Source organism: Klebsiella sp. CSG-1 (assembly GCF_056521145.1).
The window spans coordinates 44,768-66,106 of record NZ_JBWNLD010000019.1; the positions used below are offsets into that span (position 1 = coordinate 44,768).

The following is a 21,339-nucleotide window of genomic DNA, read 5'->3' on the forward strand; positions in this document are numbered from 1 at the left end:
AATGTTGTGTGGTGCCGGCATTACAAAACGAAAGATTATGTTATAATCGGGTTATTATTGATAATGTTTCGCATTACAATGTGTAACCAGATATCTGCATTTGGGTGGAGATAGCTTAAGATGGATAAAAAATATGATTTTTCGCTCAGCTATGAAGCCTTGACACGAGTATGTGAAAATGCAATATGTGAACATATTCGCAGAGCAGGTTCTCTGGAAGCGTTAGGTTTCGCACTTGAATATACCAAGGCCTATGCCATCCTGGAAGTATGGTCTCTGCTGGCAGCTACTGGCGATACATTTCCAGCTCTCATTGAGAAAGACAGAATATATCTGTTGCAGCTAATTTCCGGGAAAAATAATATAGAGCTACATTAGATCATATATTATTTGGCAGATCTTCTCAGTTTTTACTTAACGCACGTCAGAATCAGTGAAGTGAGGAAAAGAAAATTTGTTGTGCAATAATAATTCTGATTATTCTGGTCAGTCGGATTGGCCGTAGATTTTCAGTATTCTTGTGCAATGACAAGACGGGATAACTACCGTCATCGCGCCCTGTCTGGAATCAATGACTTCAGTTTTAGATATAAAGACACATTAGATAAAAGTGAGAACAACTCGTCCTGTATAACATGAGGTAAAGTATTTATCATTAACTTACTGAAGACGGAATAACTACATTTATACCCGAAAGCTATTCTCTTTGAATCTACTTTAGATTTCTATTATTCCTGATTGCCATAGGCTTTTTTACAGTGCCCTGTGATTTCCTTGATTTCACTTTATATTTTATTATCATCCCATATAATAAAACCAGCGAAATAGATAAAACAACATAGAATAACATAAAAATACCTGTGTTAACAATTAAAAAGGGATATTAGGTCGAGTCCGTGAGGGATTTTAACATATGCGCGAATTGATACAACTCATATGTGCTAGCCAGTTTCATCTTTTTCTTTATTTCTTTTATATGATATTTTATAGTATTGACAGTAACTTTGTTTAGTGAAGATATTGTCTTAAGATCTAGTCCATTCGCCAGTTGAATAGTAATTTTTGACTGTTTTTTAGATAAATTAATGCGTACACGTTTTTCAATCTTTTCTTCCTGAATGGAACAAGATTGCGAATGTGTGTAATTTATCAAACCATGTTTGATAGTAATCATTAGTTGCTCAACAGTATTATTTTTCATTGAGAAAGTAAAAGTGTTATTCTCAAATCGTTTTACATCATCAAAACAAAAGCCATCAGTATAATCATGCAATATAAACAAAATCCTGGCTGGTTTACATTTCATAAATTTGGCATTAGGTAAGAATAATTCACCCGACACGGTCTCATAAAACACAACATCTTTACCGAGCAGGTAGTTATCATTTTTTTTGATTATGAATTGAATGTGCGGGATTGCTATTTTTTTTAAAAATGTTAATTATTGCTTCATAAATGAAAGCATTCTTAGTAATGACTGATACTTTTACTTCAAACATCTTTCGAAATGATTCGTTGCCAAGGTTATTGGATTTTACTATTTACAGCCAGATAATCCTTTTGATGAATTATCACTGATTCCAGAAGGTCGTCGTCGAATGAAACATCCATGTAATCCAAATAATGTCCTCATCAATACGTAATCGATTACATGACCTATTTAGTGAATAAACCATGTTTGAAATTGAGATACTCCACACTCCTTTCGCTTAAGCATTCGCCTTCATTAATTTGAATGTGACAATGTATTCCTGCATCGTAACATTTCTGATACCATTCGCCAATTTGTAATGCGTCTCCTTCAAGTTTCACTATTTTCCTGGTACTAGTCCATAATTGTAGACAGTTTGTTTTATTCAAACGAATTACGTATGCACAGCGAAATACAGAATATGTTTTTCCATCTATCTCGATACTATGCGCAACTTCGCTCCATGAAGCCATGGTGTGGGGTAATACATGACACTCTCTAATCCTTTTTTTATCCAGCTCATCATTCTTCTCCTTCTCAAGTAAAGGCTGTGCTATAAGTTTACCCGTTTCAGTTAGTTCTACAGCAAGTTGCAAATTCCGTGCTCTCAGTGTATTGAGAAATCCTGCTTCTTCGAGCTTTCTGCATGCAGCTCTTAAGTTTGAACCATATACCGGTTTTTCCCCTCCTTGTGCTAGCACTCGTTCAATATCCTTAGTGGCTACTGGCATATGCTTACGCTCATCCAAAGCGGCAAGTACAATGAGTATTCTTTTCTGTAACGCAGACATTCTACGTCCAGATTTACCGATATCTGGCATACTATGTAATATCCTTCTCCAGCGTAACTATAGGCGAGTGTTGCCTATTAAAAACACATAATCGATAGAAGCCTAATCATTATAAAAAGAATGTTAAAATTGCAAATAATTTATTTTAAATTTACTGCAACAGATGTCATCGATATAAAAAATTATGCTGATCGTTATAAACCCGAAGTGGTTGATTAGAGTTTTGGTTTCTTAATTCAATCCTTGATTTTATTGGTTTTTGTTATTATTAAAGATGCAGTGGCTGAATTAATCCTTACCACCTTATTCATGTCTTGCGGGTTATCTTCTTTTACTTATGAATGCCCTTTTGATTCTCCTTCTGTCTCTTATGTATGAGCACAGGGATACAATTGAAACAACGAAAAGAACGATAGCAACCCCCAGGAAAAACAGAGTTTCCATTTTATCCTCACATGATGATGTTGTAGATGTTGTTGTTTTTCAAAATACACAGCGGGGGTAATATACAACAGGAGTAAGAAAAATCCTATTGCCTGTGGAATGAAATGTGATAATTATTTCACTATTCAAAATCATTTGGCTAAAAAACAACCAGCCAGTCTAAATTTTTCTCAGATGGGCTAAATATGCCCTATGCAAGCTATAAAATATCATTTTTATCAAAATCATTGCGGTGATAGTTACTGTTCTGTTATAAAAAAATAATACTTTTCACTATCTGGTAATACTTTCTGAGTAATTCAGGGCATGAATAGATAATTTGATTCTTATCCATTCAGCGTCATGGTGCATGAATAATAAATTAAAATTCTTATTCATTCATCATACTTTATTACCTTGCTGATGTGGATTTGTAACCATTATAAATGGTAATGAAGTGAATAGTTTACACATGTAATATTACCCTAATGAATTTATTCTTGCATCGTTAGTTTTACTATAAGGTTTGGTTATGGGCCCTCTATCAATTATTAATAAAGTTAATGAAGAAAAAAATGACTGCATTGTTTGTTTTTTGATTTTATTATTATCATCAATATTACTTTTATTGTGCTTTTTTTCTGAAGATTTAAGTCGGGCAACACAATCATCTTTTTTACTAACACAGATTCTGGTTAATTTTTTAGGTTGCTACTGGTTAGCAAAACGTCGAATAAAAAAAGAGTTAATTGATAGTTCATATAAAAATTTACTTTCCTTCAAAGAACATAACTACAATAATTCAATATCAAAAGGTATCATATATATTAAGTTAAATAACAAATTTTTAATAAATTCATTTTATAGTGATTCGAATATATTTTTAAGTGCTAGCCTGTTTGAAGGAAAAAAGATAACTGATATATTATACAGCCCAGTTATCAGTATAGATAATTGGCTTTCAGAACTGAAAGATGGTTTAATAAGAAACAGCAGTGATTGTTTTTTCTCACACGATAAATCTATTGATTTTAAAGTTGATATGATAGCGTGTAAAACGTACGTTCGACGAAATGATTTTATTTGTTTATTATTAATCGTTACAGACGATCATATAAAAAATAAATCTGTCATCATTTCTAGTGAAGATAATGAAGTAAGAGATAAAGAAAATATTTGCAAAAATATTGAGCAGTCTTTATCAAAAATAAACTTTAGAGATACTGTACTAATTATATCACAGATTTCTGTACGAAACATCTCACTGATCAGTGAGGTTTACGGAAGGGATGTCATTACTTCAATTATTGAAAACCTCTGTAAGAAATTGTCTGCAGTATGCTCAGAAAATGATTTTGTTATTAAAAAAGACAACGATACTATAATTTTCTCGTTGCAATTGAAGCGTGTTGAATATCACACAAAAGATATTATTCAAAACAGAATTGGATTTTTTTTCCAGGGATTACAAAAATCCATCACAAGTAATGATTCATTAGTTAAACCGATCATATGCGCAGGTTGCGTCATAGTTAACAACTGTAATATTTCAGGATCAAATATAATAAGTCATGTTCAAATTTCCTTCTCTCAAACTTACAGAATAGATAAAGAAAATGTAATATTTGGTAGCGAAAGCTTATATAAAGAACACGAAGAGAGAATTATTATGCTTGGTCTGCTAACTGAAGCAATTCGCGAAAACCAATTTGTTGTTTATTATCAACCTAAATATAGTTTTATTAATTCTGATGTATCCGGCGCAGAAGCATTAATACGATGGTATCATCCAAATTATGGTTTCATCCCACCAGACAATTTTATTCCTTTTGCTGAGAAAGTAGATCTAATACATTCTATAACTGCAATGGTTATCACAACGGTCTTCAGTTTCTCACAACAGGTGAATAGCATTTCTTTCTCGATTAATTTATCTGGTAAGGATTTTGAAAATAGTACCCTTCTTAATCATATAGACAAAATGGCTGAACTATATGAAGTCAATCCTTGCAGAATAATTTTTGAAATTACTGAGAGCGTAATGATAACTAATCCAACTTTAGCTTTAAACAACCTGACTAAACTTAAAGAAAAAGGATATAAAATTCACATTGATGATTTTGGGACTGGATATTCCTCTCTCAACTATCTTAGAGAATTTCCATTTGATGCGATTAAGTTAGACAGAACTTTCATTAGTGGTATTGCTTACGATGCACGGGACTTATCTATTGTAAGAAGCATAGTGTCTCTTGGAAAAGCTTTCAGTTTAGGTATAGTAGCAGAAGGTGTGGAAAATAATGAACAGTTTGAATTGCTTAAAAATATGAATTGCGATGAATTTCAAGGTTATTATTATTCGAAGCCTTTGTCAGGTGATCAACTGATTGATTTTTTGAGGGGCCAAAAAAAATAGGGCTGTATGCCCTATTTTTTCATATACTATCGTTTTCCCTTTTTAATTTCATACATTCTTTCGTCTGCATCCCGCATGATAGCAGAGCGTTCAGTATGAATTTTCTCATCATATTCAATAATCCCTGCAGAAAAATCTATGTTGTATTTTTTTTGAGAATTAAGATTGTAGCTGGTAATCCCGGCCCTCAATTTATGAAGGAATTCTTCTGCTTCTTTATAGGTTGACTCGGGTAATAGAACACCAAATTCATCACCTCCTAATCTTGCAACAACGCTTTTTGAACTACTAAGATCTTCCAGCATATCTGCAAAATTGCAAAGTACTTCATTACCTTCTGAATGACCGAAGTTATCATTGATTGGTTTAAAATTATCGAGATCTATGATCAGAACACAGAATGTTTTTTTCTTTTTTTTGGCTTTTCTTAACGATTCATCCGTCATTAGGGCGAAAGAACGCCGGTTACATATACCTGTCAAAGGATCAGTAGTTGCTTCGTTTATTATTCTAAACTCATCCTCTACGATTTCTGCTAAATCTTTAAGCAATAAGAAGTCATCTCTTGTTAATACTCTTGGTTCTGTATCAATAATACATATTGTTCCAGCTATCTCACCATCTGGCAGTCTTACGGGATGCCCTGCATAAAACCGGATATAAGGATCATTTTTAACTAATTTATTTTCTTTGAATCTTGGATCAAGGCTTGCATCGGGCACTATTAATGGTTCACTAAGATCTACTGCTATTGTACAAAATGAATCACTTCTATCTGTCTCTTTTATCTTCAGCCCATAACATGACTTAAACCATTGCCTGTCTCTATCAATTAATGAAACAAGTGCTATTGGTACATCAAAGAGTTTGGTGGCAATCCTCGTCAATCTGTCAAATCGTTCTTCAGATTTTGTATCAAGGATCCCCATAGAATATAATGATAATAACCTGTTCTCTTCTTTATGGTTTGTCATAATTTTCATCTTGAGTGGTTATTGCAGGGTAGTGTTGGTTATCGCTATCTTATCAGAATTGTCCTGGAACTCAATAATCCCAATATCTCATAATCATATAAAACTTAACAAGTTTCCAATACATCATGATGAATAGTGAACTGTTACATCTAATCATCTGTGACCTGAAGCGCTCATTATACACTTCCATGTATTCAGAATGCATAATGATTTGTATATTAAAAATCTCCATAACTTACAATGACTTATTTTTTGTGGCACAATTAAAGCGCATCTGTTCAAATAAATGTAAAGACATTAATGCTTGATCTACATGGTTTCTTATGAAAACCAGTGGCTGAAGAAACGTATGGCAGTTCTGAATCTGAACAAGACGAAACGGCATGAAAGGCTCAAGAAAATTGTCCAGGAAGGTGCATAGTTTCCTTATCCAATATTTTCTACTGAGGGTATATTGTATCAGCTTAAGACAGGAACTGTTGATACAGAACAGAAAAGTTCAACACAGCCTGAATCTGCGCGACGCTAAATTTTTTCCTTCTGGCGAACCAACAAACAGCCCGTTTATAGATAGATTCTGCAGACGACAAAAGGATTAACCCCTGAAATTGCACTGAATTGTCACCTGAAGATGTGCAGGACAAGCCAGATTACTCTGACAAGGGATACCATCGTAATTTAGCAAAAACACCTAAGACCTAAACGACAGCTAAGTACATAGTGCCGGACGGATCATGATTTTTTATTTAACTTACGGACTTCATTTTTCAGCAAATATCTTTTCTCTTCTGTTGTAAACTTATGAAAGCGTTACGCGAAATCCCGCAAGGTTACAGGGGTGTACCAGGCCGGAAATCGCGTAGCGCTCTCTTCTCTTCTTTTTCCTGCCTAACATGTACATCCTGGCATTACTCCAATTCTCCCAAAAACCGTAAAACAGCCATCAACCCGCGTCATTACTGGCTTCATGGAGGATCTGAGCAGAAAAAGGATCCTTTACGTATTTGGTTTTACCCGCAATAATGCGGGATAAGACAACAAAAGGATCCGCGCGCTGCGATTTATTGTCATGGCAGGATCGGCCCGTCAGGTGCAAAATACCTGTATCCATAAACAGTGCGTGCGCTACGTGAAAAATAACTCATGAACAGCATCATTCCCTTGCAGAATTCACCAGAACGCGTCTCCCTGCTGCCGATCGCCCCGGGCGTTGATTTTGCGACCGCGGTGGCACTCCGGCGGATGGCCACCTCAACAGGTGCCACGCCGGCTTACCTCCTGGCGCCGGAAGTGAGCGCCCTCCTCTGGTATATGCCTGACCAGCGTCACCACATGTTGTTCGCCACCATGTGGAATACCGGGATCCGTATCGGTGAAGCCCGGACGCTCACCCCGGAATCGTTCGACCTGGATGGTCTGCGCCCTTTTGTTCGGGTGCTGTCGGAAAAAGTGCGGGCACGTCGTGGCCGGCCACCAAAAGATGAAGTGCGTCTGGTACCGCTGACGGATGCCAGTTTTGTGCGTCAGATGGAAAGCTGGATGGTCACCACCCGCCCCCGCCGGCGTGAGCCGTTATGGCCGGTCACGGATGAGACAATGCGCAACTGGCTGAAACAGGCGGTGAAGCGGGCTGAAGCTGACGGCGTGCATTTTTCGATCCCCGTGACGCCGCATACTTTCCGTCACAGCTATATTATGCACATGCTTTATCACCGGCAGCCCAGGAAGGTCATCCAGGCACTGGCCGGGCATAAGGATCCGCGCTCGATGGAAGTCTATACCCGGGTATTTGCGCTGGACATGGCTGCCACCCTGGCCGTTCCCTTTACCGGTGATGGGCGAGATGCCGCGGAGATCCTTCGCTCCCTGCCCCCGGCCGGCTGAGATTGACGGCCCTGGCATGACGTCCTGTATTCCGCTAATACGAAATACAGGAGCAGAGCGCATTCAGTGCCCCTCCCTGCTCCAGCACACCAGGACATCATTCGGATGACTGAACAGCCGTGGTCTTGCACGGTGACCTGCAAGCCTGCAGGCATCGACATACCGCAGACAAGACAGGACACAGGCCGTACATCCCACAGTGTATTGTTTCCTGAAAGCTCAGTGAATCATCCCGTTAATTGCGAAAGTCATTCACCCCTGTGGCTCACTCCCTTCTGCCATCGGTCTCCTGTTCGCATTTAGCAGTGTGAAGCTGGCGCCGGGTTATACAGACAGCTGCAGTCTCATCCTGCCGGGCTAAACCTGCAATACACAGGGGAACGGATACCGTCAGGTAACATGACCGTCTCAGCATCCGATTGAGATTTTCGTAAGGGGTATAGAGCTTTACTGAAAAATTGACTGTGGCATGTTAACACGTGTGGAGCAGTGCACAGACCTGGGAATATCGCCGTTAAACCCGCATACCGTAGTCAATATCTGCGTATCACGGCCTGAAATCACATATGACAGTCAATATTGTTCGATCATGGCAGACATGATGGAGAACACATATTGACTGCGGTATGCGTGATGCATATCACAGTCAATGGAATGTCCTTAGCGGCATCCGGCAGTCATGTTATGCATATCGCAGTCAATTTTCTGGCTTCATCGCTGAGAGAGCTTCGGCCAGTTTAAGGGGATCGATGCCAGCAGCCTTCAGCGCCTTAATGACTTCGTCATAATTTTGCTCTGGCGCCTTCTCTTCTTCCTCTTTGCGCGGAACCTTCACAGGACCACTGATGAGTTTGGGGTTGCGATAATGCACGCTGAAATAGGTGGCTCGGCCACGTTTAAACTCAGTGTAATCCAGATAACCAATATCCCGCAGCTGCTCCATCGCCTTACGCACCGTGTGGTTCTGCGTATAGACATTTGAGGTGAGATTCAGCCGGTCACGCATCCGTTTCATGGAAATAGGTGCAGGATTCTGGGGAAGACTTTCGATGTAGGTATAAAGCGCCTGGGCTGATTCCTTGCGCTGCAGGGCATCAATGGCTTTCAGCCGCAGCAGTACCCTTCTGTCCATGTGGTAAAGCTCAAACAGCTTAGGTTCAGCCTTGATCTCAACGATATCCTCGTTGATATCATAATAGGCTGACTGCACCAGATGGGTGGTCCATCCTTTGGTCTCGCTCTGGAACTTCAGCGTAACCGAGGCGAGTTTAAACAGGGAATTACTGATGCGATCGCGCATTTTTTTGTTTGAACGACGGGAGTCAAATCCGCACATCTTAACGAATTCGACGAACGACAGTTCCAGGGTGTCACTTTTTACCCCATACTCCGACATGGAGCGAATTATCCCCAGCCAGACTTTAAAATCCGTGTCCATATCAAGACGCGAACCGGTGATCTTAACGTCAGTGTATCCTTCGCTTTTGGCAATGGACAGCTGTACAAGCTCCTCAGTCGCGTCTGTAACGTTTTTCCGGTTCGCCTTGCTCTTCCCTGTTGATTTCAGAGTTGGGACGAAGAGACCGAGTCTCATGAGCGCTACTGGCTGCACGGTACTGGTGCTGTTGACATCCAGCTTAACAACTTCACCGGTTGTCTTATCAACCTCCTGAAGGTTCAGAAGTAAGCTGTTATTTTCGCTCGTCATCTTGATCCTCAACGGTTATCCACAAAAGGATGTAGTAATACGTATCGCAGTCAACGGATATACATACCTCAGTAAATACCGTTGCATATCACAGTATTAGATTATGCATATAACAGTCAACATTTTACATTCCACAGTCGATCCAGACAGACGTTAAAGCCAGTTACAGCGCATGCTGGAGCGATCCGGGGATCTCTTTTGGATCTCATTATGATCTCCTTGGGATCAATTATTGGATCGAGACCATGAATAACCCAGATACAAGCCCGGAAGCGCCACACCAGATATCCAGAACCCTGGCCTTATTTTCCTGAATACGCTCTGGAAGATTGAGATCTACAGGTACAACAATGAAACATTGACTGCGGTATGCTGAGTCGTCTTTCCTCTTCCTCGACACAGATGCGGTAAGCATCATACCATAGTCAATATATTACATACCGCAGTCAATTTAATTATAACTGGCTGATCCCGAGCCATCTTTAGCAACCCGACGTACGTGCAATCTGTGAATTCTGTGATTTTCCGCTTCCTCGCCGCTTTCTCACTGTGTGAGATCGCTTACTGCGGCGAGCGGCAGTGATTAATATTGACTGCGGTATGTACTCTTTTGTAATCCCCTGCGTTCTTTCATTACCCAATGTGGTTCACTTTGCACTTTTTCGTGTACTTTGCGATTTTATTGTTGCTTTGCAATGAATTCCAAGATTTAATAAAATAATGCAAAGTGATGATTAAAGGATGTTCAGTATGGGACTCATGGATACACTCAACCAGTGCATAAGTGCTGGTCATGAAATGACGAAAGCAATCGCCATTGCACAGTTTAATGATGACAGTCCGGAAGCCCGGAAAATAACCCGGCGCTGGAGGATTGGTGAAGCGGCAGATTTAGTTGGCGTGTCATCTCAGGCTATCAGGGATGCCGAGAAAGCTGGCCGGCTGCCGCACCCTGATATGGAAACCCGTGGGAGAGTTGAGCAACGCGTTGGTTATACCATCGAACAAATCAATCACATGCGGGATGTATTTGGTACACGACTGCGCCGTGCTGAAGATGCGTTTCCGCCGGTGATTGGCGTTGCAGCTCACAAAGGTGGTGTTTACAAAACCTCAGTATCCGTTCACCTGGCTCAGGATCTTGCTCTGAAAGGACTCCGTGTTCTGCTTGTTGAAGGCAATGACCCACAGGGAACTGCTTCTATGTATCACGGATGGGTGCCCGATCTTCATATTCATGCTGAGGACACTCTCCTGCCCTTTTATCTTGGGGAAAAGGATGACGCCAGCTACGCTATAAAGCCCACCTGCTGGCCTGGCCTTGATATCATCCCGTCCTGTCTGGCACTGCACCGCATTGAAACCGAGCTGATGGGGAAATTTGACGAAGGCAAATTACCTGCTGACCCGCACCTGATGCTCCGTCTGGCCATTGAAACTGTCGCTCATGATTATGACGTGATAGTTATCGACAGCGCACCCAACCTTGGTATCGGTACGATAAATGTTGTATGCGCTGCTGATGTTCTGATTGTCCCTACTCCGGCAGAGCTGTTCGACTACACCTCCGCACTGCAGTTTTTCGATATGCTTCGTGACCTGCTTAAGAACGTGGATCTTAAAGGCTTCGAGCCAGATGTCCGTATTCTGCTTACCAAATACAGTAATAATAATGGCTCGCAGTCCCCGTGGATGGAAGAACAAATTCGGGATGCCTGGGGAAGCATGGTCCTTAAAAATGTTGTGCGCGAAACGGATGAAGTCGGCAAAGGTCAGATCCGTATGAGAACCGTTTTTGAACAGGCTATTGATCAACGTTCTTCAACCGGTGCCTGGCGTAATGCCCTCTCTATCTGGGAGCCTGTTTGCAATGAGATTTTTGATCGTCTGATTAAACCACGCTGGGAGATTAGATAATGAAGCGTGCTCCTGTCATTCCAAGACATACCACACATACTCAATCGACTGAAGATACTTCATCACCGGCGCCGGCCGCGCCGATGGTGGATTCATTAATTGCGCGCGTGGGTGCTATGGCCCGCGGTAATGCAATCTCTCTTCCGGTAAGTGGACGGGAAGTAAAATTTACCCTTGAGGTGCTCCGGGGAGACTCTGTTGAGAGCGCTTCACGCGTATGGTCAGGCAATGAGCGCGATCAGGAACTACTTACCGAAGATGCTCTGGATGATCTCATTCCTTCATTTTTACTGACCGGTCAGCAGACTCCAGCTTTCGGCCGCCGGGTTTCTGATGTCATAGAAATTGCAGATGGCAGCCGTCGCCGTAAAGCCGCAATCCTGACGGAAAGTGATTATCGCGTTCTGGTTGGTGAACTGGACGATGAGCAGATGGCTGCATTGTCCCGACTGGGTAACGATTATCGGCCGACGAGTGCTTATGAACGTGGCCTGCGTTATACAAGCCGGCTGCAGAATGAGTTTGCAGGAAATATTTCTGCGCTTGCCGATGCGGAAAACATTTCTCGTAAGATCATTACCCGCTGTATTAATACGGCCAAACTGCCTAAATCCGTTGTTGCCCTGTTTGCACATCCTGGAGAACTGTCTGCCCGGTCAGGTGAAGCCCTTCAGAAGGCTTTTGCAGATAAAGAAGAATTACTGAAGCAGCAGGCTGAGACTCTCCACGATCAGAAGAAAGCGGGACTAATCTTTGAAGCTGAAGAGGTCATTAGTCTTTTAACATCCGTACTGAAACAATCTCCCGCATCAAGAGTTAATCTGAGCTCACGTCATCAGTTTGCTCCAGGGGCAACAGCATTGTATAAGGGCGATAAAATGGTGCTTAACCTGGATAAGTCCCGCATTCCTGCGGAGTGTATAGAGAAAATAGAAGCCATTCTTAAGGAGCTTGAGAAACCAGGAGTCTGATGCGGACACGCATTAGTCTACGGTGATCTCCCTTTACTTCATTTCCTTTCTCACAGGCCAGAAAACATAACTGGCCTGAATATTCTCTCTGGGACCACGGTCCCACCTGCATCGTCGGTCAGCTTATCTGCCTGGGACCACGGTCCCACCTGCGTCATCTGTCAGCTTATCTGCCTGGGACCACGGTCCCACCTGCATCGCCGGTCAGGTTATCTCCCTGGGACCACGGTCCCACCTGCATCGTCGGCACATTATTAGTTAGGGATAACGGTTCAATCAATGCCTGTCACGAACAGGTATTGGCTTGTCGCCAGCAACCCGATGAGCGGAGTAATCACGCAGCAGGGCGGCTATTACAGGCGATGGTGAAAGCTCTATTGGGATCTGAACGAAGCATGTTGAGTGAAATTTGCAAAATTTCGCAGAGTATGCAGCTTAATCTTTAAATTTCCGCCGGCATTTTTAAAGCCAGCTACCGACGCTGCGCGTTGGCCGGCCCTTCGTCCGGCGGGTAACCAGTACCGGCCGATCTTACGACCCTGGATGAACATCATCCCGTCAGCAGCGTCTCCACTGTGATGTCGTTTTTCACACTGTCCGATCACAAAATAGAACGGGGAGGGACAACATATGGTAGGAAAAGCAACTGCCAGAGACACAATATATTGATTATCCACAGTAACGGGGGATAACCGTGTGGGTAACATATTTAAAGTCCGTCACGTTATCGTATTAATTGACTTTGTAGACACCACTGGACCATGAAAAGAATCTGGGGGAATCATCACAGCGCATAAACATACCGTTTGTTTTTGGGGGACGGCAAGGAGGCCCCTGTTATCCAGTGCGCCGTAAAACCCCGACCTTCAGGGCGGGGATATAAGGCGCGGTTTTCGGTAATGACTCCAACTTACTGATAGTGTTTTATGTTCAGATAATGCCCGATGACCTTGTCATGCAGCTCCACCGATTTTGAGAACGACAGTGACTTCCGTCCCAGCCTTGCCAGATGTTGTCTCAGATTCAGGTTATGTCGCTCAATGCGCTGAGTGTAACGCTTGCTGATAACGTGCAGCTTTCCCTTCAGGCGGGATTCATACAGCGGCCAGCCATCCGTCATCCATACCACGACCTCAAAGGCCGACAGCAGGCTCAGAAGACGCTCCAGTGTGGCCAGAGTGCGTTCACCGAAGACGTGCGCCACAACCGTCCTCCGTATCCTGTCATACGCGTAAAACAGCCAGCGCTGACGTGATTTAGCACCGACGTAGCCCCACTGTTCGTCCATTTCAGCGCAGACAATCACATCACTGCCCGGTTGTATGCGCGAGGTTACCGACTGCGGCCTGAGTTTTTTAAGTGACGTAAAACCGTGTTGAGGCCAACGCCCATAATGCGTGCTCTGGCGCGACATCCGACGCCATTCATGGCCATATCAATGATTTTCTGGTGCGTACCGGGCTGAGAGGCGGTGTAAGTGAACTGTAGTTGCCATGTTTTACGGCAATGAGAGCAGAGATAGCGCTGATGTCCGGCAGTGCTTTTGCCGTTACGCACCACGCCTTCAGTAGCGGAGCAGGAAGGACATCTGATGGAAATGGAAGCCACGCAAGCACCTTAAAATCACCATCATACACTAAATCAGTAAGTTGGCAGCATTACCCAGAATAATGTCGCTATGGAAAGCATCATCAAGGGTGGCTGGCAAAGTAAAATATAAAGGGGCAAATGCCCCTTAGGATTCATTTCAGTCGTTTACCTGCATCATCAACGACTTTTTCACCATCTTCTTTGGTGAACGCGTGTTTTTGTGCATCCGGAAGAATATCCAGCACCACTTCTGAAGGACGACACAGCCGGGTCCCCAGTGGCGTCACCACAATCGGGCGGTTAATCAGAATAGGATGCTGTAACATAAAGTCGATTAACTGCTCGTCAGTAAAGCGGTCTTCCGCCAGCCCTAATGCTTCAAAAGGCTCGACATTCTTACGCAGCAGCGCTCGTACTGTGATCCCCATATCCGCAATAAGTTTAACCAGTTCATCGCGTGATGGTGGTGTCTCAAGATAATGAATAACGGTCGGCTCTGTACCGCTGTTACGGATCATCTCAAGCGTGTTGCGAGAGGTGCCGCAGGCTGGGTTGTGATAAATGGTAATGTTGCTCATATCAGTATCTCATTACAAAGTGAAAGAGAGACGTAGCGCCAGCGCGGCCAGCGTTACAAACAGCACAGGCAGAGTCATGATAATCCCGGTGCGAAAATAGTATCCCCAGGTGATTGTCATCTTCTTCTGTGAAAGTACATGCAGCCAGAGTAGCGTTGCCAGGCTACCAATAGGCGTAATTTTAGGTCCCAGATCGCAACCGATGACATTGGCATAAATCATTGCTTCTTTGATGACACCCGATGCGGTGCTGCCATCGATCGACAATGCGCCAATCAATACAGTAGGCATGTTGTTCATGATGGATGACAGGAATGCTGTCAGGAATCCCGTGCCAAATGTGGCCGCCAAAAGCCCTTTGTCTGCAAGTAAATTCAACACGTCAGAGAGGTATTCTGTCAGCCCGGCATTACGCAACCCATACACAACCAGATACATTCCCAGTGAGAAAATCACAATCTGCCACGGTGCACCACGCAGGACTTTACCGGTGTTAATGGCATGACCTCTTTTAGCCACGACAAAGAGGATAGCAGCACCCACAGCTGCAATAGCGCTGACAGGAATACCCAGCGGCTCAAGCACAAAAAAACCTGCCAGCAGAAGGATTAATACAATCCAGCCCGTTCTGAACGTCGCCGGATCTTTGATAGCAAGAGCAGGTTCTTTCAGTCGGTTCAGATCATAGGTCGGGGGGATATCTTTGCGGAAAAACAGATGCAGCATCACCAGCGTGGCAATAATGGCGGCAATATCCACAGGCACCATCACGGAAGCATATTCCGTGAAGCCCAGATGGAAGAAGTCAGCAGAAACAATATTGACCAGGTTCGACACAATCAGCGGCAGGCTGGCGGTATCGGCAATAAACCCTGCAGCCATTACAAATGCCAGCGTGGTGCTTTTACTGAATCCCAGAGCCAGCAACATGGCAATCACGATCGGCGTCAGGATGAGAGCTGCACCATCATTGGCAAATAGCGCTGCTACCGCAGCACCGAGCAGAACGATATAAGTAAACAGCAGGCGACCCCGGCCATTTCCCCAGCGGGAAACATGCAATGCTGCCCATTCAAAAAAGCCAGACTCATCCAGCAGCAAACTGATGATAATCACGGCAATAAAGGTTGCTGTGGCGTTCCAGACGATATTCCATACCACCAGAATGTCGGTAATGTGTACTACCCCAGATATGAGTGCCAGTATTGCGCCAAATATGGCGCTCCAGCCAATCCCTAACCCCTTCGGCTGCCAGATAACCAACACGATGGTCAGGATGAAAATTGCTCCTGCCAGTAACATAAAACCTCCTGACAGGGCAGCATGACTGCCCTGTATATAGTAAAAATTAACCTGCGAGCTGTTTGAGTTTGTCTATACCGGTTGGCTCTGCCGCAAGAACAGGAACCAGTGCAACACGGGTAGCATGCTGGTTCTTTACAGCCTCGATTTGAGGCAGTTCCTGCTGCGCGCGCTGACGAAGCAGCGGTGAACGGGTTTCAGCGATGGAAAGACTGTTATTGATAATCCAGCCCCATGGATGAATCCCGGCACGTTCAAGATCGGCTTGTAAATTTGCAGCCTCAAGAACGGGGGTCGTTTCCGGCAGAGTGACCAGTAATACTTTTGTTCTTTCCGGATCCTGAAGCTGCATCATTGGCGTAGAGAAATGGCCTTTATCTCCCATTTTCTTTGCTATCTCCCGGTGGTATGCCCCGGTAGCATCAAGCAGCAACAATGTATGTCCTGTCGGTGCCGTATCCATGACGACAAACCGTTTACCCGCTTCACGGATCACCCGTGAGAAGGCCTGGAACACAGCAATCTCTTCGGTACACGGAGAGCGTAAATCCTCTTCCAGCAGATGTTTCCCCGCTTCATCCAGGTCACGTCCTTTCGTTTCAAGGACATGCTGGCGATAACGTTCTGTTTCATCATGAGGGTCGATTCTGCTGACCTGCAGGTTATTGAGGCTTCCATTGAGGGTTGTGCTCAGGTGTGCAGCAGGATCTGACGTCGTGAGATGCACATCAAATCCCATTTCGGCCAGTCTGACTGCAATGGCCGCAGCCATGGTTGTTTTACCCACGCCACCTTTACCCATCAGCATAATCAGGCCGTGTTCATTAAGGGCAATCTCATCAACCAGAGCAGACAACGACGATATCGCTGGTTTTTGCAGGGCGGACACTTCAGCAAATGAAGCCGTCTCAGGTTGGGAGGTGAGAAGTCCCCTTAAAGCAGACACACCGACCATATTCACTGGTTGAAGGAATAATGTGTCAGTAGGGAGAGCGTCCAGACCAGCGGGAAGACTTGCCAGCGCCTCCTGCTCCCGGCCCCATATTGCAGCCGCCAGGGTATCGTTGACTGCTTCTGTCTCAGGTAACACGCCGTTGATGACCAGATACTGATTTTTGAGACCTATCGCCGCAAGCTCATCATGAGTACGGGCGACTTCCTGAAGCGTTGATTTTTGCAGTCGAGCCACTAAAACCAGCCTCGTACGATCCGGATCAGACAATGCCTGGACGGCGTGTGAATACTGCTCACGCTGTTTCTCCAGCCCTGCCATCGGGCCAAGACAGGAAGCACCATCAGGATTGCTCTCAATGAAGCTACTCCACGCACCGGGCAACTGGAGAAGACGAATAGTGTGACCGGTTGGCGCGGTATCAAAGATAATATGGTCAAAGCGGGTCAATAATGATGCGTCAGTCAACAGACCGGTAAATTCATCAAAAGCTGCAATTTCGGTGGTACATGCACCAGAGAGCTGTTCGTTAATACTGTTAACGACATCATCCGGCAGAATGCCTTTGATAGGATCAACGATTCTGGCCCGATATTCCTGGGCGGCGGCCTGAGGATCAATTTCCAGCGCTGAAAGACCCGGTACAGAGGCCACCGGCAGAATGGTATTGCCAATAGTCTGGCTGAACACCTGGCCTACGTTTGAAGCCGGATCGGTGCTGACAAGCAAAACCCGCTTGCCTTGTTCCGCCAGGCTGATAGCGGTGGCACAGGAAATAGAGGTTTTACCGACGCCCCCTTTACCGGTAAAAAACAGGTAAGGTGGGATATTCTGTAAAAATTTCATATGTCCTCCTGACATTTCAGCAACAAGAAGTATTACCACCGCAGCAGCTTTTAGATGCTAATCCTACTTTCTCCAGCGGTATTCCGAACCAGCGGGCCAGCTCTGAGCGTTTCGGATAACGCCCCGCCATCACCATTTCTCCATCCAGCAACAACAATGGAAGCCCTTCAGCCCCGGATGCCTCAAGGAATGCTTTGGCTTTTTCGTTCTGTACAAAGCTCATGGGTTGCTGTGCCAGGTTATAACGATCAACCTGAATTTCACGCTGTTTTAGCCACTGTACATCCGCAGAAAAATCAACCAGAACCTGATCAATATCTGTACCGCAGACGCCGGTACTGCAACACATAGCCGGGTCAAACACCGTTAACGTTTTCATCATGAACACCTCACATTTGAAAAATCATATATGTTCAGGCAAATTTTTTAGATGCAGACAGCCTTGCCGCTACCAGAGCAGTTAGCTGATGCCAGCTTATGGGCGATAGCCTGTACGTCGTCCTGTTGGCTTAACCAGGCCTGCTCAATAACCTGAGCAGCCCATGAAGGAATATGCGGAGATAAGCGGTAGTGAACCCATTTCCCATTCTTGCGATCCAGCAACAATCCGCTTTCACGTAGCATCGCCAGATGACGGGAGATCTTAGGCTGCGACTGTTCCAGCGCCGTGCAGAGATCGCATACGCATAGTTCACCCATCTCTTTGAGGAGAAGGACGATACCCAGACGGGTTTCATCGGACAGGCTTTTAAAGAGTTGTAGGGGTGAAATTGATGACATCGTGACCTCCTGCGTTGAATGAATAGTGTCGCGCTTCTAAACCAGGAAGTCAAAAACATATATGTTATATCGAATTCGTTTAGTGTTAATTCTTCATTGGTAGATAACAGGAACAACAGAGTCGGGGCAATACGGGCAAAATTTCATCTTTGTTGTGAAAAGAAAAAGTTTAACGATAGGGTACTGATAAGTAAGGCAGCACCATACAATGAACAATAAATCACCTTAGCGTGGGATTTTTTCCGTTTTCCAAGCGGACCCCTGATACCGTGGGAAATGACGACATTCCAGTGGATAGCGGGCATGGGCAAAGTCCAGGGGATTTTTGTTGGTCACCGAAAGTTTGCTGTAGACAGCGACTGGAAAAGACGGGAAGAAGAGCGACGGTATCAGCTGCGATGCCAGAAATTTGATGCATGGTCAGAAAAATGGATCACCGTCTACAGACTTAATAACTCCCGTTTGTGGACAGATGCCGCCATACGCCGCTGGCTTGGCGTACCCCTGCAGCAGGGCAAATATAAGGTTTTCTCTGTTGAAGTCGTCAGGATGGCGGAAACACGCCCGGACTTTCAGGCGTGGCGACAGATACGTATCGATAAAAAACGAACTATGGATAAATACTCAGAGATCCCCTCTCTCTGAATGCGAATAACCGGCTTGTTCTCAAGCGTCTGACCCCACTTTACATATGGGCCTGACGTGTGACTGAATCATGGAGAAAGTTTATGAGTATCGAAGCAAAGCAGTTTTTACCGGCAGCGGCAGAAGAGTGCTGACAGATTATGGCAGGCAGGGAATGGGATCAGTTGATGGTGTCGGCTCTTCAACCGAGAAAATGCAGGACTACGTCGCTGCAGCTGTTTTTAAAACTGCGGCCAACTGACAACCAGCAGCTCGATGACATTATCAGTTGGATATAACTTTATCAGTCCTGAATGATGCATGATGATACAACGCGGCTTGTGTTTCTAACCGACGAAAGCATGACAGATTTGTATAGCGTTTCTATATACAAAGGCTATAATCGTATATAAATCTGCTAAACATGAGGTATCTATGAAACCAGACGTTCGTGAAGCTCCGATCAATATCCGGGCCAAAACATCACAGCGTGACCTGATCGACATGGCCGCAAGCCTGGTCTCAAAATCACGGACTGATTTTATGCTTGAGGTTGCCTGCAGGGAAGCACAGGACATTCTACTTGATCAACGACTGTTCCTCCTCAATGACAATCAGTTTGAGGCGTTTATTGAAGAGCTTGACGCCCCAATAACGCCGGAGCGCCAGGCGCGAATCGATAACCTGATGAACCGCAAATCACCATGGGAATGAGAGCGCCTGAATCCCTGACGGCTGAACATAACATCGCTGAGTTCTGCTGCCAGGAGCCTGCCCTTAATGAGTGGTTAAAGAAGAAGGCTCTCAGAAACCACAGTACCGGCATTTCCCGTGTCTATGTCGTCTGCGCAGAAAACTCGAACCGGGTCATCGGTTATTATTGTTTATCTTCGGGTAGCGTCCACCGTAACACAGTGCCTGGGGCCTATAGACGCAACGCGCCTGAAGTCATTCCGGTCATTGTCCTGGGACGGCTTGCCATCGACCAGGCCTGGTCCGGGAATGGGCTTGGTGCCGCACTTCTTAAGGATGCTATATACCGTACGCAAAACATTGCCTTTCAGGTCGGGGTGAGAGCACTGGCCGTGCATGCGCTGAATGAAGAAGTTAAATGTTTTTACACCCGTTTTGGCTTTGAGCCTTCCATAGTCAACACGCTGACATTGTTATTCCCGATAAAAGTCTGAATGGTTTTCTGTATTCTGATTTTTTAATCGACTCCAGGAGTCTGCGGACAACCATCTCATTTGCTTCTCCGCTGTGTGCCACAAGCAGTCATTGCTAATTCCTGACTGCAACCATTGGCGAGCAACTCCGCCAGTCGATATAACCCAGAGTTTATGCCTGCACATGCGTTAATGACCAAGAGCTTTATTTCTCGGACGTAATGTAGCGACTCGGAGTCCTTGGCAAAGAGTTGATAAACGAGCCGTTGAATTATTAGACGGGATTTTTTCTGCTCTGCATGGAGTGTGACATTATCGACATTAAGGAAAAAATGGGGGTAGTGCCTTGCGGCCCACCCAGTCACTGTTAATCTGATTAACGTAGACGCTCTATCTCCTTGTCCCAGTAACTGATTTCGTTCTGCAATTGCTGGTATCTGGACTTAAACTCGCTGGATGCACTTTCCACATCAATTTTTTGGTAAAAAAGCTGTTTAGCATCCGAATCAAGGGCATCCCACATCATCGAAAATGTCGCGCCCTGCGCCTGTGCTTTACGCCGCTCGGCAAAGTGCCGTTCTGATCGCTTTGTGGTATCTACGTATGCAAACGATAAACCGAATAATACCAGAAACGTAGTCACTACGATGGTGACAGGGGCATTCAGTTTGAAATAGTAGATGGCAACTGCATCACGAATAATTACTATCCCCGTGTATATAAGCGATATGAATATTACATTAAATAATCTTCCCATAAGTTGACGCATAATCTTTTCAGTTAGTCAGATATTTATAGGAAAAGTATACACCCCACACCTGGGTTTACCATCCAACTAAGCATAGTAAGACATGCGGCTTACTGTGAATCGCCACGGATAATCTAGACACTTCCGAGCCGTTGTTGGACTGACCCCACCCCGGTAGACGATCCTGCCCTATAGTTT

The 21,339-nt window shown here is 44.4% G+C and carries 21 protein-coding genes; 9 read left to right on the plus strand and 12 right to left on the minus strand.

What is annotated here, in order from left to right; all coding sequences use genetic code 11:
- The first annotated feature begins 120 nt into the window (after nt 1-120).
- On the plus strand, nt 121-378 hold the full coding sequence (locus tag AC007G_RS26790; RefSeq protein ID WP_032693952.1) for a hypothetical protein: 258 nt from the start codon (nt 121-123) through the stop codon (nt 376-378).
- Nucleotides 379-883: 505 nt separating this feature from the next.
- Here AC007G_RS26790 and AC007G_RS26795 read toward each other — a convergent pair.
- The 3 genes from AC007G_RS26795 to AC007G_RS26805 all read right to left on the minus strand — a co-directional run bounded on the left by AC007G_RS26795 (nt 884) and on the right by AC007G_RS26805 (nt 2,706).
- Entirely contained in the window at nt 884-1,306 is a 423-nt protein-coding gene (locus tag AC007G_RS26795) for a helix-turn-helix transcriptional regulator (RefSeq protein WP_128206210.1), read from the minus strand.
- Between the two features lie 350 nt (nt 1,307-1,656).
- A complete protein-coding gene (locus AC007G_RS26800; protein WP_071993388.1) occupies nt 1,657-2,292 on the minus strand; it encodes a hypothetical protein in 636 nt (211 codons plus the stop codon).
- 291 nt (nt 2,293-2,583) lie between these two features.
- The gene (locus AC007G_RS26805; RefSeq protein WP_142394567.1) at nt 2,584-2,706 is read right to left on the minus strand and encodes a small membrane protein; all 123 of its coding nucleotides are present in this window, start codon (nt 2,704-2,706) and stop codon (nt 2,584-2,586) included.
- Between the two features lie 511 nt (nt 2,707-3,217).
- On the opposite strand from AC007G_RS26805, the gene AC007G_RS26810 reads away from it, so the two are divergent.
- Nucleotides 3,218-5,101, plus strand: a complete 1,884-nt coding sequence (locus AC007G_RS26810; RefSeq protein ID WP_221918746.1) for a putative bifunctional diguanylate cyclase/phosphodiesterase — start codon at nt 3,218-3,220, stop codon at nt 5,099-5,101.
- Nucleotides 5,102-5,127: 26 nt separating this feature from the next.
- Here AC007G_RS26810 and AC007G_RS26815 read toward each other — a convergent pair whose 3' ends face one another.
- Nucleotides 5,128-6,075 carry a sensor domain-containing diguanylate cyclase gene (locus tag AC007G_RS26815; RefSeq protein ID WP_077266142.1) on the minus strand — a complete coding sequence of 316 codons (948 nt, stop codon included), beginning with the start codon at nt 6,073-6,075 and terminating at the stop codon, nt 5,128-5,130.
- Between the two features lie 1,143 nt (nt 6,076-7,218).
- Here AC007G_RS26815 and AC007G_RS26820 point away from each other — a divergent pair.
- Nucleotides 7,219-7,959 carry a tyrosine-type recombinase/integrase gene (locus AC007G_RS26820; protein WP_001515717.1) on the plus strand — a complete coding sequence of 247 codons (741 nt, stop codon included), beginning with the start codon at nt 7,219-7,221 and terminating at the stop codon, nt 7,957-7,959.
- 697 nt (nt 7,960-8,656) lie between these two features.
- Here AC007G_RS26820 and AC007G_RS26825 read toward each other — a convergent pair.
- Nucleotides 8,657-9,667 (minus strand): RepB family plasmid replication initiator protein, encoded by a 1,011-nt coding sequence (locus AC007G_RS26825; protein WP_000200070.1) that lies wholly within the window; start codon nt 9,665-9,667, stop codon nt 8,657-8,659.
- A gap of 750 nt (nt 9,668-10,417) precedes the next feature.
- Here AC007G_RS26825 and sopA point away from each other — a divergent pair.
- Together sopA and AC007G_RS26835 are read left to right on the plus strand one after the other, a co-directional pair.
- Nucleotides 10,418-11,584 carry a plasmid-partitioning protein SopA gene (gene sopA, locus AC007G_RS26830; RefSeq protein ID WP_000523812.1) on the plus strand — a complete coding sequence of 389 codons (1,167 nt, stop codon included), beginning with the start codon at nt 10,418-10,420 and terminating at the stop codon, nt 11,582-11,584.
- Nucleotides 11,584-12,555, plus strand: a complete 972-nt coding sequence (locus AC007G_RS26835) for a ParB/RepB/Spo0J family plasmid partition protein (RefSeq protein ID WP_004206785.1) — start codon at nt 11,584-11,586, stop codon at nt 12,553-12,555. Before sopA ends, AC007G_RS26835 begins: the two co-directional genes overlap by 1 nt.
- Before the next feature lie 910 nt (nt 12,556-13,465).
- Here the strand turns inward: AC007G_RS26835 and AC007G_RS26840 are convergent.
- The 6 genes from AC007G_RS26840 to arsR all read right to left on the minus strand — a co-directional run bounded on the left by AC007G_RS26840 (nt 13,466) and on the right by arsR (nt 18,603).
- Nucleotides 13,466-14,163, minus strand: a protein-coding gene (locus tag AC007G_RS26840; RefSeq protein ID WP_224255685.1) for an IS1 family transposase whose coding sequence is annotated in 2 segments (ribosomal slippage) — nt 13,466-13,914 and nt 13,914-14,163 — 699 coding nt in all. Because the reading frame shifts where the segments join, the coding sequence is not laid out codon by codon here.
- A gap of 134 nt (nt 14,164-14,297) precedes the next feature.
- The gene (arsC, locus tag AC007G_RS26845) at nt 14,298-14,723 is read right to left on the minus strand and encodes a glutaredoxin-dependent arsenate reductase (RefSeq protein WP_032694619.1); all 426 of its coding nucleotides are present in this window, start codon (nt 14,721-14,723) and stop codon (nt 14,298-14,300) included.
- Nucleotides 14,724-14,735: 12 nt separating this feature from the next.
- Nucleotides 14,736-16,025, minus strand: coding sequence for an arsenic transporter (locus AC007G_RS26850; protein WP_032694618.1), 1,290 nt, complete (start codon nt 16,023-16,025; stop codon nt 14,736-14,738).
- 46 nt (nt 16,026-16,071) lie between these two features.
- Nucleotides 16,072-17,823: an arsenical pump-driving ATPase gene (gene arsA / locus AC007G_RS26855; RefSeq protein WP_032694617.1), complete on the minus strand. Its 1,752-nt coding sequence runs from the start codon at nt 17,821-17,823 to the stop codon at nt 16,072-16,074.
- 16 nt (nt 17,824-17,839) lie between these two features.
- Entirely contained in the window at nt 17,840-18,202 is a 363-nt protein-coding gene (gene arsD, locus AC007G_RS26860) for an arsenite efflux transporter metallochaperone ArsD (protein ID WP_032694616.1), read from the minus strand.
- A gap of 47 nt (nt 18,203-18,249) precedes the next feature.
- On the minus strand, nt 18,250-18,603 hold the full coding sequence (arsR, locus tag AC007G_RS26865) for an As(III)-sensing metalloregulatory transcriptional repressor ArsR (protein ID WP_025376942.1): 354 nt from the start codon (nt 18,601-18,603) through the stop codon (nt 18,250-18,252).
- A gap of 303 nt (nt 18,604-18,906) precedes the next feature.
- Between arsR and AC007G_RS26870 the strand changes: the two genes are divergently transcribed.
- From AC007G_RS26870 to AC007G_RS26885, 4 genes are all read left to right on the plus strand, one after another.
- A complete protein-coding gene (locus AC007G_RS26870; protein WP_032694615.1) occupies nt 18,907-19,248 on the plus strand; it encodes a hypothetical protein in 342 nt (113 codons plus the stop codon).
- A gap of 70 nt (nt 19,249-19,318) precedes the next feature.
- Complete coding sequence (locus AC007G_RS26875; protein WP_223240723.1) at nt 19,319-19,489, plus strand: hypothetical protein; 171 nt, start codon at nt 19,319-19,321, stop codon at nt 19,487-19,489.
- 173 nt (nt 19,490-19,662) lie between these two features.
- Complete coding sequence (locus AC007G_RS26880) at nt 19,663-19,941, plus strand: type II toxin-antitoxin system TacA family antitoxin (protein WP_004902250.1); 279 nt, start codon at nt 19,663-19,665, stop codon at nt 19,939-19,941.
- Nucleotides 19,932-20,414, plus strand: coding sequence for a GNAT family N-acetyltransferase (locus AC007G_RS26885; RefSeq protein ID WP_032694614.1), 483 nt, complete (start codon nt 19,932-19,934; stop codon nt 20,412-20,414). Before AC007G_RS26880 ends, AC007G_RS26885 begins: the two co-directional genes overlap by 10 nt.
- A 355-nt stretch (nt 20,415-20,769) precedes the next feature.
- Here AC007G_RS26885 and AC007G_RS26890 read toward each other — a convergent pair whose 3' ends face one another.
- The gene (locus tag AC007G_RS26890; RefSeq protein WP_223240724.1) at nt 20,770-21,162 is read right to left on the minus strand and encodes a hypothetical protein; all 393 of its coding nucleotides are present in this window, start codon (nt 21,160-21,162) and stop codon (nt 20,770-20,772) included.
- Between the last annotated feature and the right edge of the window lie 177 nt (nt 21,163-21,339).

What these genes read in the sequence shown, in the direction of transcription:
- AC007G_RS26790 (WP_032693952.1), top strand. Translation starts at nt 121, where the DNA reads ATGGATAAAAAATATGATTTTTCGCTCAGCTATGAAGCCTTGACACGA.
- AC007G_RS26795 (WP_128206210.1), bottom strand. Translation starts at nt 1,306, where the DNA reads ATGAAATGTAAACCAGCCAGGATTTTGTTTATATTGCATGATTATACT.
- AC007G_RS26800 (WP_071993388.1), bottom strand. Translation starts at nt 2,292, where the DNA reads ATGCCAGATATCGGTAAATCTGGACGTAGAATGTCTGCGTTACAGAAA.
- AC007G_RS26805 (WP_142394567.1), bottom strand. Translation starts at nt 2,706, where the DNA reads ATGGAAACTCTGTTTTTCCTGGGGGTTGCTATCGTTCTTTTCGTTGTT.
- AC007G_RS26810 (WP_221918746.1), top strand. Translation starts at nt 3,218, where the DNA reads ATGGGCCCTCTATCAATTATTAATAAAGTTAATGAAGAAAAAAATGAC.
- AC007G_RS26815 (WP_077266142.1), bottom strand. Translation starts at nt 6,075, where the DNA reads ATGACAAACCATAAAGAAGAGAACAGGTTATTATCATTATATTCTATG.
- AC007G_RS26820 (WP_001515717.1), top strand. Translation starts at nt 7,219, where the DNA reads ATGAACAGCATCATTCCCTTGCAGAATTCACCAGAACGCGTCTCCCTG.
- AC007G_RS26825 (WP_000200070.1), bottom strand. Translation starts at nt 9,667, where the DNA reads ATGACGAGCGAAAATAACAGCTTACTTCTGAACCTTCAGGAGGTTGAT.
- sopA (WP_000523812.1), top strand. Translation starts at nt 10,418, where the DNA reads ATGGGACTCATGGATACACTCAACCAGTGCATAAGTGCTGGTCATGAA.
- AC007G_RS26835 (WP_004206785.1), top strand. Translation starts at nt 11,584, where the DNA reads ATGAAGCGTGCTCCTGTCATTCCAAGACATACCACACATACTCAATCG.
- arsC (WP_032694619.1), bottom strand. Translation starts at nt 14,723, where the DNA reads ATGAGCAACATTACCATTTATCACAACCCAGCCTGCGGCACCTCTCGC.
- AC007G_RS26850 (WP_032694618.1), bottom strand. Translation starts at nt 16,025, where the DNA reads ATGTTACTGGCAGGAGCAATTTTCATCCTGACCATCGTGTTGGTTATC.
- arsA (WP_032694617.1), bottom strand. Translation starts at nt 17,823, where the DNA reads ATGAAATTTTTACAGAATATCCCACCTTACCTGTTTTTTACCGGTAAA.
- arsD (WP_032694616.1), bottom strand. Translation starts at nt 18,202, where the DNA reads ATGAAAACGTTAACGGTGTTTGACCCGGCTATGTGTTGCAGTACCGGC.
- arsR (WP_025376942.1), bottom strand. Translation starts at nt 18,603, where the DNA reads ATGTCATCAATTTCACCCCTACAACTCTTTAAAAGCCTGTCCGATGAA.
- AC007G_RS26870 (WP_032694615.1), top strand. Translation starts at nt 18,907, where the DNA reads ATGGGCAAAGTCCAGGGGATTTTTGTTGGTCACCGAAAGTTTGCTGTA.
- AC007G_RS26875 (WP_223240723.1), top strand. Translation starts at nt 19,319, where the DNA reads ATGGAGAAAGTTTATGAGTATCGAAGCAAAGCAGTTTTTACCGGCAGC.
- AC007G_RS26880 (WP_004902250.1), top strand. Translation starts at nt 19,663, where the DNA reads ATGAAACCAGACGTTCGTGAAGCTCCGATCAATATCCGGGCCAAAACA.
- AC007G_RS26885 (WP_032694614.1), top strand. Translation starts at nt 19,932, where the DNA reads ATGGGAATGAGAGCGCCTGAATCCCTGACGGCTGAACATAACATCGCT.
- AC007G_RS26890 (WP_223240724.1), bottom strand. Translation starts at nt 21,162, where the DNA reads ATGCGTCAACTTATGGGAAGATTATTTAATGTAATATTCATATCGCTT.